This window comes from Pseudoalteromonas sp. UBA6610 (assembly GCF_002433295.1).
GTDB lineage: Bacteria > Pseudomonadota > Gammaproteobacteria > Enterobacterales > Alteromonadaceae > Pseudoalteromonas > Pseudoalteromonas atlantica.
Window position 1 is genome coordinate 108,249 of the sequence record NZ_DJHW01000017.1, and the last position, 9,641, is coordinate 117,889.

6 protein-coding genes are annotated in these 9,641 nt (G+C 43.3%); 3 read left to right on the top strand and 3 right to left on the bottom strand.

Annotated features, from left to right (window positions below; genetic code table 11):
- Positions 1 to 69: 69 nt before the first annotated feature.
- Positions 70 to 3,960, bottom strand: a complete 3,891-nt coding sequence (purL, locus tag B4F91_RS02250; protein ID WP_288635352.1) for a phosphoribosylformylglycinamidine synthase — start codon at positions 3,958 to 3,960, stop codon at positions 70 to 72.
- Positions 3,961 to 4,171: 211 nt separating this feature from the next.
- Here purL and mltF point away from each other — a divergent pair, with 211 nt between their 5' ends.
- The gene (mltF, locus tag B4F91_RS02255; RefSeq protein ID WP_286938663.1) at positions 4,172 to 5,680 is read left to right on the top strand and encodes a membrane-bound lytic murein transglycosylase MltF; all 1,509 of its coding nucleotides are present in this window, start codon (positions 4,172 to 4,174) and stop codon (positions 5,678 to 5,680) included.
- A 246-nt stretch (positions 5,681 to 5,926) separates the two neighbouring features.
- A complete protein-coding gene (locus tag B4F91_RS02260) occupies positions 5,927 to 6,091 on the top strand; it encodes a hypothetical protein (protein WP_004588576.1) in 165 nt (54 codons plus the stop codon).
- Here the strand turns inward: B4F91_RS02260 and tadA are convergent.
- Positions 6,088 to 6,591, bottom strand: coding sequence for a tRNA adenosine(34) deaminase TadA (gene tadA, locus B4F91_RS02265; RefSeq protein ID WP_004588577.1), 504 nt, complete (start codon positions 6,589 to 6,591; stop codon positions 6,088 to 6,090). The genes B4F91_RS02260 and tadA overlap by 4 nt on opposite strands.
- Positions 6,592 to 6,769: 178 nt before the next feature.
- Between tadA and B4F91_RS02270 the strand changes: the two genes are divergently transcribed.
- The gene (locus B4F91_RS02270) at positions 6,770 to 8,074 is read left to right on the top strand and encodes an inosine/guanosine kinase (protein WP_004588578.1); all 1,305 of its coding nucleotides are present in this window, start codon (positions 6,770 to 6,772) and stop codon (positions 8,072 to 8,074) included.
- Positions 8,075 to 8,108: 34 nt separating this feature from the next.
- Here the strand turns inward: B4F91_RS02270 and glsB are convergent, their stop codons facing one another.
- Positions 8,109 to 9,032, bottom strand: coding sequence for a glutaminase B (gene glsB, locus B4F91_RS02275; protein WP_004588579.1), 924 nt, complete (start codon positions 9,030 to 9,032; stop codon positions 8,109 to 8,111).
- Positions 9,033 to 9,641: the final 609 nt, after the last annotated feature.

Consider the following 9,641-nt stretch of genomic DNA (forward strand, 5'->3'; position numbering starts at 1 on the left):
AAAAGGCTGCACAGTGCAGCCTTTTTTATTTTACAGCTAGATTATGAATCTAACTTGTATATGTCGTTTTTAACCTACATTTTTACGTGCGTTGCGGAACATACGCATCCATGGGCTATCCTCTTTCCACTCATCTGGGTGCCACGAGTTAGCAACAGCGCGGAACACACGCTCAGGGTGCGGCATCATTACAGTGGCACGGCCATCAGTAGAGGTAATACCGGTAATACCCTCTGGTGAACCATTTGGGTTAGCCGGGTATTGCGTTGTTGGATTACCGTAGTTATCTACAAATTTAACCGCAACAGTGCCGCTTTCAAGCGCAGCTTTAGTGGCAGCATCGTTTGCAAATTCTGCATGGCCTTCACCATGAGATACAGCAATTGGCATACGCGACCCAGCCATTCCATTAAAGAATACAGACGGGTTTTCTTGTATTTCAACTAAGCTAAAGCGTGCTTCAAAACGCTCTGACTTATTTGTTACAAAACGTGGCCAATGCTCAGTACCCGGAATTAACTCTTTCAATGTTGATAACATTTGACAACCATTACACACACCTAAGCTAAAGGTGTCTTCACGGTGGAAGAAGTTGTGGAACTGATCGCGTGCCATATCGTTAAACAATATAGACTTAGCCCAGCCTTCACCGGCGCCTAATACGTCACCATAAGAGAAACCACCACATGCCACTAAGCCTTTAAATTGCTCAAGGGTTAAACGCCCTTCGAGGATATCGCTCATGTGTACATCAACAGCGGCAAAACCAGCACGGTTAAACGCAGCAGCCATTTCTAAATGCGAGTTAACGCCTTGCTCACGTAAAATAGCCATTTGCGGCTTAGCGCCCGTTGCGATGTACGGTGCGGCTATATCTTCGTTTAAGTCAAAGTTAAGTTTTACGTTTAAGCCTGGATCTTTTGCATCAAACTTGGCATCAAACTCTTGCTTAGCACAATCAGGGTTATCACGACGTGCTTGCATTTGGTACGTTGTTTCGGCCCAAATAGTACGTAATTCAGTACGAGTATGATTAAGTACTGTTTGCTCACCGCGGTTAAATACAATGCTATCGTCGCTATTAAGCGAGCCAATCACGTGGCTAATTGCAGCAACACCGTGTTGTTCAAATACAGCATTTACGGCATCTAAATCGCTGTTAGCAACTTGAATTACCGCGCCAAGCTCTTCGTTATAAAGTGCTTCTAGGTCTGTCCCGGTTAAACCAGCTAAATCAACTGTCACACCGTTGTGCCCAGCAAATGCCATTTCAGTTACAGTAGTAAATAAACCACCGTCTGAGCGGTCATGATAAGCAAGTAGCTTGCTATCAGCGACAAGTGCTTGCATGGCATTGTAAAAGCCTTTAAGTAACTCAGGGCTGTCAACATCTGGAGTAACATCACCAAGCTGCTTGTAAACCTGTGCAAGGCTTGATGCGCCCAGTCGGTTTTTACCCGCACCTAAGTCAACTAAAATAAGTGATGTATCGCCTTTATCAGTACGTAACTGCGGAGTCACTGTTTTACGCACGTCGTCAACACGGCCAAAGGCAGTAATAATAAGAGATAACGGAGAAGTAACTGATTGCTCAGCACTATCATCCTCGTTTTTCCATGTCGTTTTCATCGACATAGAATCCTTACCTACAGGGATAGTTAAACCAAGCGCAGGACAAAGCTCTTCGCCTACCGCTTTTACAGCTTCGTAAAGGCCGGCATCTTCACCAGGGTGACCTGCTGCAGCCATCCAGTTAGCCGATAGCTTAATGTTCTCTAGGCTACCAATATTTGCACAGGCAATATTGGTTAGTGACTCTGCCACAGCTAAACGCGCCGATGCACCGTAATTTAATAGTGCTGCCGGCGTGCGCTCACCCAGTGACATAGCTTCACCGTGATAAGTGTCGTACGTTGCTGCGGTAACTGCACAGTTAGCCACAGGTACTTGCCAAGGGCCCACCATTTGATCTCGTGCTACTAAACCGGTAACCGAGCGATCGCCAATGGTAATTAAGAATGTTTTTTCTGCAATGGTAGGTAAGCGCAGTAAACGCTGAGCAGCCTCGGCTATATCAATCGACTCTGCATCAATTGCCTTGCCGGTAACTTGCTTTGAAGTTACATCGCGATGCATTTTAGGTGCTTTACCTAATAATACATCAAGCGGCAAATCAACAGGGCTGTTATCAAAGTGGCTGTCGGCAACAGTTAAGTGGCGCTCTTCTGTGGCTTCACCTATTACTGCGTACTGCGCACGTTCGCGCTTACAAATGGCTTCAAAACGATCAAAGTCTTCAACAGCAACAGCCAGTACATAACGTTCTTGTGATTCGTTACACCAAATTTCGTGTGGGGCCATGCCCGGCTCATCGTTAGGAATATCACGTAGTTGGAATTTACCACCACGGCCACCATCATCTACAAGCTCAGGAAACGCATTAGATAAACCACCGGCGCCTACATCGTGTATAAACGCAATTGGGTTTTCATCCCCTAGTTGCCAACACTTATCGATCACTTCTTGGCAACGGCGTTCCATTTCTGGGTTTTCACGCTGTACAGAAGCAAAATCTAAATCTTCGTTTGATTGGCCCGATGCCATGCTTGACGCTGCACCGCCGCCTAAACCAATGTTCATTGCAGGGCCACCTAGTGCAATAAGTTTTGCACCGACTGGAATATCCCCTTTTTGAACATGATCAGCACGAATATTACCTAAACCACCGGCAAGCATAATAGGCTTGTGGTAACCACGCACCTCTTCACCATTGTGACTTGTTACTTTTTCTTCGTAAGTACGGAAGTAACCTAATAAGTTAGGACGTCCAAACTCATTATTAAATGCCGCGCCACCTAAAGGGCCGTCCATCATAATATCAAGCGCATTTACGATACGATTAGGTTTGCCAAAGTCGCTTTCCCACGGTTGCTCGTAACCCGGAATACGTAAGTTAGAAACAGTAAAACCAACTAAACCCGCTTTTGGCTTAGAGCCGCGGCCTGTTGCGCCTTCATCGCGAATTTCACCACCTGAGCCTGTAGCCGCACCTGAAAATGGTGCTATAGCTGTTGGGTGGTTATGGGTTTCTACCTTCATTAAAATTTCTATGTCTTCTTGATGATACGCATATTCACCTTGCGCATTCGGGAAGAAACGACCCGCTTTTGAGCCCTTCATTACTGCTGCGTTATCTTTGTACGCCGACAGCACATTTTCAGGATTGTGCTCAAATGTATTTTTGATCATTTTAAACAGTGATTTAGGCTGCTCAATACCATCAATTGTCCAATCAGCATTAAATATTTTATGACGGCAATGCTCTGAGTTTGCTTGCGCAAACATAAATAACTCTATGTCGTTAGGGTTACGGCCTAACTTTTTAAAGTTTTCTACTAAGTAGTCTATCTCGTCATCAGCAAGCGCAAAACCTTGTTCAACGTTTGCCGCAGCCAATGCTTCGCGCCCGCCACCTAAAATGTCAACTGATGACATTTCGCGAGGCGAATCATTGCGGAATAACTGCGCTGCAGAAGCAAGTTCGCTATGCGTTGCCTCAGTCATACGGTCGTGTAATAACGCCGTTACTTGAGCAAGCTGCTCTGCACTTAGTTCACCTTCTACGTAATAAGCAATACCACGCTCAACACGGTGAACCTGTTTAAGGCCACAGTTATGCGCTATGTCGGTTGCTTTAGATGCCCATGGTGAAATGGTGCCAGGGCGAGGGGTAACTAAAATAAGTGTGCCAGCTGGGGTATGCTCGGCAATAGTTGGACCGTAAGTAAGTAGTTTTTCAAGCTTAGTTTGCTCATCAACACTCAAAGGCGAGGTTAAATCGGCAAAATGTGCATACTCGGCATATACATTGGTGACTGGAAGTTGCGATAGTTTGCAACGCGCTAAAATTTTATTAACTCTGAACTCTGAAAGTGCTGGTGCACCACGAAGGATCAACATAGATAATTTCATCCGGGGTTAGGGATTGAACGATATTTTAGGCGGGCATTATAGTCTATGTAGCACCGAGTTTTAACTCCAAATTGCGCTTTTCAGAAAATTAACTTTTTATTTATATAAACAGCAGCAAAATTACCAATAAAAGCTAAACGCTAAGTGACGCCATAGTGAAGTTTTGGTATAACGGGGTATGAGCTTTATGGGGCGGTTAATGTTGAAAGAAAAGCTAATAATTATCATCACTTTAGTTATATTGTTGTGTGCGTGTAATATGCAGGAGCAACAAACTCAACTTGCCCAAATTAAAGCACAAAACAAAATACGTGTAGGTACCCTTGCCAGTGCCAGCAATTACTACCAAGCCGTGCAAGGCGAGCAAGGTTTTGAATACGAGCTATCTCAAGCTTTTGCCGACTACCTAGGTGTTGAACTAGAAATAGTGCCGTTTTTTAATTTATCCGATATGTTTGAGCGCCTTGAAAGTGGTGATTTAGACTTAATAGCCTCAGGACTTACCTACAACAAAGTGCGTGCACAGCAATACCGCTATGGCCCCACTTACAGAACAATTAGCCAAAAGTTGGTTTATAAACAAGGTCGAGTTCGCCCACGTGAATTTGACGACCTTGATGGAAACTTTACCGTTATAGCCAAAAGTAGCCACTCTTTAACCTTACAAAAAATAAAAAAGAGTAACCCAGATTTAACCTGGCAAGAAACCGAAGAACTCGATGAAGAGGAGCTTTTACAAGCCGTTATCGATGGCGAAATAGATTACACCCTCGCCGACTCACACACGCTTTCGCTGTTTCGACGTTACCACCCAAATTTAAGTATTGGCTTTTCAGTTACCCGAAATGACCCCATAGCTTGGATCCTTAATAAATCAAAAGATGATTCGCTTTATGCACTGCTAGTGCCCTTTTTTGGTGACGTAAAACAAAGTAACCAGCTGTATGTGCTCGAAGAAAAGTACTTTGGGCACGTACGCCAGTTTAACTACGTTAATACGCTTGCATACATAGAAGCTATAAAAGAAACACTCCCCACTTACAGGCCTTGGTTTGAGCAATATGCAGGTAGCCTTGACTGGCGCTTACTTGCTGCGCTTAGCTACCAAGAATCTATGTGGAACCCTCGCGCTAAATCGCCTACAGGTGTAAGAGGCATTATGATGCTGACACGCAGTACCGCTAAACAAGTGGGCGTAACAAATAGGTTAGAGCCAGAGCAAAACATCCGTGGCGGAGCTAAATACTTAGCTAAGCTCGTTAAACGCATCCCCGATAGAATCCCGCAGCCCGATAGAACTTGGCTTGCACTGGCAGCCTATAATGTAGGTTGGGGGCACGTTAACGACGCGCGCATTATTACCGAACAACAAGGGGCGAGCCCTGATAAATGGGCCGATGTTAAAAAGCGATTACCACTTTTAATCAAAAAACGTTATTACCGTAAAACCCGTTACGGCTATGCGCGTGGCGATGTTGCGGTAAAATATGTTGATAACATTCGCAGGTATTACGATGCACTTGTATGGCTTGATGAAAATAATGCCCTAGAGCCAGAACCTGAATCAGAACCTGAAGCACCTGAAGTTGAAAAAGCAGCTCAACCAAGCAAAGAGCGTATAAACAACGATAAAACCGAACCTACCCCTTCGCTTTCACCTGAAGAAAAAAGTAAGCAAGGTGAAAATAACACGCAGCAGTCTCAGTAAAGCGTTTATATTTACGTTTTTAAATGGGCTATTCAGGCCTGTGAAGCATTAAAATGTGGGCATTAAACGATTCTTTCCTCGTTTTAACAGGCGCTAATTTCCCCTTCAGGCCTAACCACTCTAGTAACTAAATTAAAAATCTGTTTACTTGTCATGAAATGATCACTAATGTGTGTTTATAGTATATTTACCTGATTTTTAATATATATCTTGTGCCTTTCTCACTCTCACGCATTAGGAGAACACATGCTAAAACGTAGACGCACGCAAAAACTAAAACGCAATATTATTCATTCAACAGCCACCAGACGTCGTATTATGCTACGTAACTTACATAAAAAAATTATTTGGCGTCGTCGCATGTTTGCGATGCAGCAAATGATAGAAGTAGATTCAGATAAGGCTAACTAGTCACTAATTTGACGAGCTGCTTTTTTAGCCGCTTTAATTTGTTCTCGGCGTTGTTTAAAAAACGCCGAAATAGTACTACCACAGGTTTGACCAAGCACCCCACCTAACACCTCTACCTGATGGTTCAGCCTCGGCTCTTGCAATAAGTTCATAATCGACCCAGCCGAGCCTGTTTTAGCATCAGGCGCACCGTACACGAGGCGCTTTATTCTGCTATGCACTAACAGCCCGGCACACATAGAGCATGGCTCTAACGTAACGTACAAAGTGCAATCAATTAAACGGTAATTATTTAAAGCTCTCCCTCCTTCACGCACTGCAATCATTTCGGCGTGCGCAGAGGGGTCGTTATCAGTAATTGAACGATTATAACCCGCTGCAATAAGCGTGTTATCTTTAACAAGGACAGCTCCTACCGGAATTTCGCCCAATTGCTGCGCCTTATTGGCATAAACTAATGCCTGCTCCATCCAATACTCATCGCTTTTAAGATCGTTCATAGTGCTTACTTTAAATAAATTTTCTTTCGGTATTATATCAACTTGCCTGTTTAAAATGCGTAATTGATTAAATTATTGCAAAAATAAAACAAAATAATGTGGTTTATCGTGGCTCATAGAGTGTGATTTACGCTATAATCTCACGCTTTTTTTATTTAGCTCACAACACAGGTAGCAAATGAAATTTCCTGGACGCCGCAGACATAAACATTATTTTCCAGTGGAAGCTAAAGATCCACTTACTAATCAGCTAAACGCAACTGAGCGATTACAACGTAGCTACATTACGGGTATCGATCAGATCGTTGTTGATATTGAGGCCAAAGTCGATCAGGCTTTTTTAGACGAGTTTCAACTTCGCCGAGGAATGTCGCAAGTTATTGATAGCGATATTACTAACGCACTTTACGACCGTTTAAAACTAAACGACATGGTTGATTACGAATTTGCCGGTGGCACCATTGGTAACACAATGCATAACTACTCTGTACTAGCAGATGACCGTTCAGTATTGCTCGGTGTTATGAGTGAAAACATAAAAATTGGCAGCTATGCCTACCGCTTTTTATGTAACACATCAAGCCGCGTTGATTTAGACTATTTACAACCTGTAGATGGCCCTATTGGCCGTTGTTTTACCTTAATTGATGAAACAGGCGAGCGTACATTCGCAATTAGCGCCGGTTTAATGAATCACTTAAAGCCTGAGTCTATCGATAAACACTTAATTGAGCAGTCATCAGCACTTGTGATCAGCGCCTACCTAATGCGTACACAGGGTGATGAAACAATGACTGAAGCAACCATGCAAGCAGTTAAATACGCTAACGATGCAGGTGTACCGGTAGTTTTAACACTCGGCACTAAGTTTTTAATTGAGCAAGATCCAACTTGGTGGGCTAACTTTGTAAACGAGCATGTCGATATACTTGCCATGAACGAAGAAGAAGGGCTAGCAATTACTGGCTTTGAAGACCCGTTATTAGCCGCAGACAAAGCACTTGACTGGGTAGACTTAGTTATTTGTACCGCTGGCGAAAAAGGCTTATTTATGGCAGGTTACGTTGATGAGAGCTTTAAACGTGCAACCGAGTACCCACTATTACCAGGTGCCATTGCCGATTTTAATCGCTATGAGTTTTCTCGTGCAATGAAAAAATCCGATTGCGAAAACCCGATAAAAGCGTATAGCCATACGGCACCATTCATGGGTGGGCCTGATTCAATCAAAAACACCAATGGTGCTGGCGATTGTGCGTTGGCTGCCGTGTTACACGATTTATCAGCAAACGTTTACCATAAGTTAAATGTTGCTAACTCAGCAAAACACGAACAAAAGGCCATTACCTACTCTTCTCTTGCACAAATTAGTAAGTACGCTAACCGTGCAAGTTACGAGGTATTAGTGCAGCACTCTCCACGTTTATCACGTGGGTTGCCAGAGCGCGAAGACTGCCTAGAGCAAGTGTACTGGGATCAATAAATAGGGAGCTGTGCGTGCTCCATATTGCGGTATTTTAGAAAATCGAAATATCGAGCTTTTTAGATAGCAGCTCTAATGCTGCTATCCCCGCCACCGAGTTACCAAATTCATTAAGCCCTGGTGAATATACTGCCACTGTAAACTTACCCGGTAATACCGCTAATATAGTGCCAGACACACCCGATTTACCCGGCATTCCCACTCTGTAGCCAAAGTCTCCTGCCGCATCATATAAGCCGCTGGTGAATAAAATCGAATTTAATTGTTTATTCTGGCGACTACTCAAAACGCGCTTACCCGAGCTGTAATCAACCCCTTTATTCGCTAAAAAGTTATACGCTCTAGCTAACTCAATACAGTTAAGCTCAATCGCACAAAAATTGAAGTAAGACCAAAGTACATCATCGACGTCATTCTCAAAATTACCAAACGACTTCATTAAATGCGCCATTGCTGCATTTCTATGCCTAAACTCATACTCAGAATTGGCCACTTTTTTATCAATCACTATTGCACTATTACCTGCAAGTAACCTAAACGTTTCAAGCATTGAGTGGCGAGGTGCGGATAATCGACTGTACAAAGCATCGCACGTCACAATCGCGCCAGCATTAATGAAAGGATTACGTGGCACGCCTTTTTCGAACTCTAACTGCGTAAGAGAATTAAACGCGGTTCCTGACGGCTCTTTGCCTACCCGATGCCATAGCTCGTCGCCATAGCGCTGTAGCGCCATTGTAAGCGTCATTACTTTAGAAACTGACTGAATAGTAAAACGTTTTGAGCAATCACCCGCACAAATGGTTTCGCCATCAGTGGTATAAATAGCAATAGAAAACTGCTCGCTAGAAACCTCAGCAAGTGCAGGTATATAATCCGCAACTTTACCTTGTGATAACAAAGGGCGCACTTCGTGTGCTATTTCATCTAGTACAGTTTGGTAGTCAGCAGTGGGCAATTGACACCTCTATTTTGGCATTTATAAAAATTTGATTTTAACACGCACAACTTCTGCACGCCTAGCTATGTTACATGAATAAAATAGCAGATAAGCATGAACTTAATGTTTATTTTCAAAGTGATATTTTCTATATCAAAGCAATACTAATCCGCAATAAGCCTTAATCATTTTGCGGGGCTATAAAAACTGATTACACTGAGCACGATGTGCGCCTTGACTTTGCCTATAATGGCTTAGCTTTCTATAAGGATATGAATGTTATGGCTCAAAGGATTTACAAGGGCGGGCATTACAAAGACTGAGTTAGCATGAGATCTTGGCTTTTTATTAAACTCCAGACAGCAAAAAACCCGTTACATCGCTGTAACGGGTTTCTTTAATTTGAATCCTGGTAATGTCGTAGTGCCCACAGCGGTGGAGAGTCAAATAGCAAATGGAATATTATCATTGCGTCGGGAGTCGCTACGCTCGCCCGACCTACATTCTAGAAGTAGATTAGTGTGTATTAATTGTACGTATTTAACTTTTCTTCAGACGTAAAAAAGCCCGGCTCTTTCGAGTCGGGCTTTCTCGTATTTGAATCCTGGCAATGTCCTACTTTCACAT

What these genes read in the sequence shown, in the direction of transcription:
- purL (WP_288635352.1), bottom strand. Translation starts at nt 3,960, where the DNA reads ATGTTGATCCTTCGTGGTGCACCAGCACTTTCAGAGTTCAGAGTTAAT.
- mltF (WP_286938663.1), top strand. Translation starts at nt 4,172, where the DNA reads ATGTTGAAAGAAAAGCTAATAATTATCATCACTTTAGTTATATTGTTG.
- B4F91_RS02260 (WP_004588576.1), top strand. Translation starts at nt 5,927, where the DNA reads ATGCTAAAACGTAGACGCACGCAAAAACTAAAACGCAATATTATTCAT.
- tadA (WP_004588577.1), bottom strand. Translation starts at nt 6,591, where the DNA reads ATGAACGATCTTAAAAGCGATGAGTATTGGATGGAGCAGGCATTAGTT.
- B4F91_RS02270 (WP_004588578.1), top strand. Translation starts at nt 6,770, where the DNA reads ATGAAATTTCCTGGACGCCGCAGACATAAACATTATTTTCCAGTGGAA.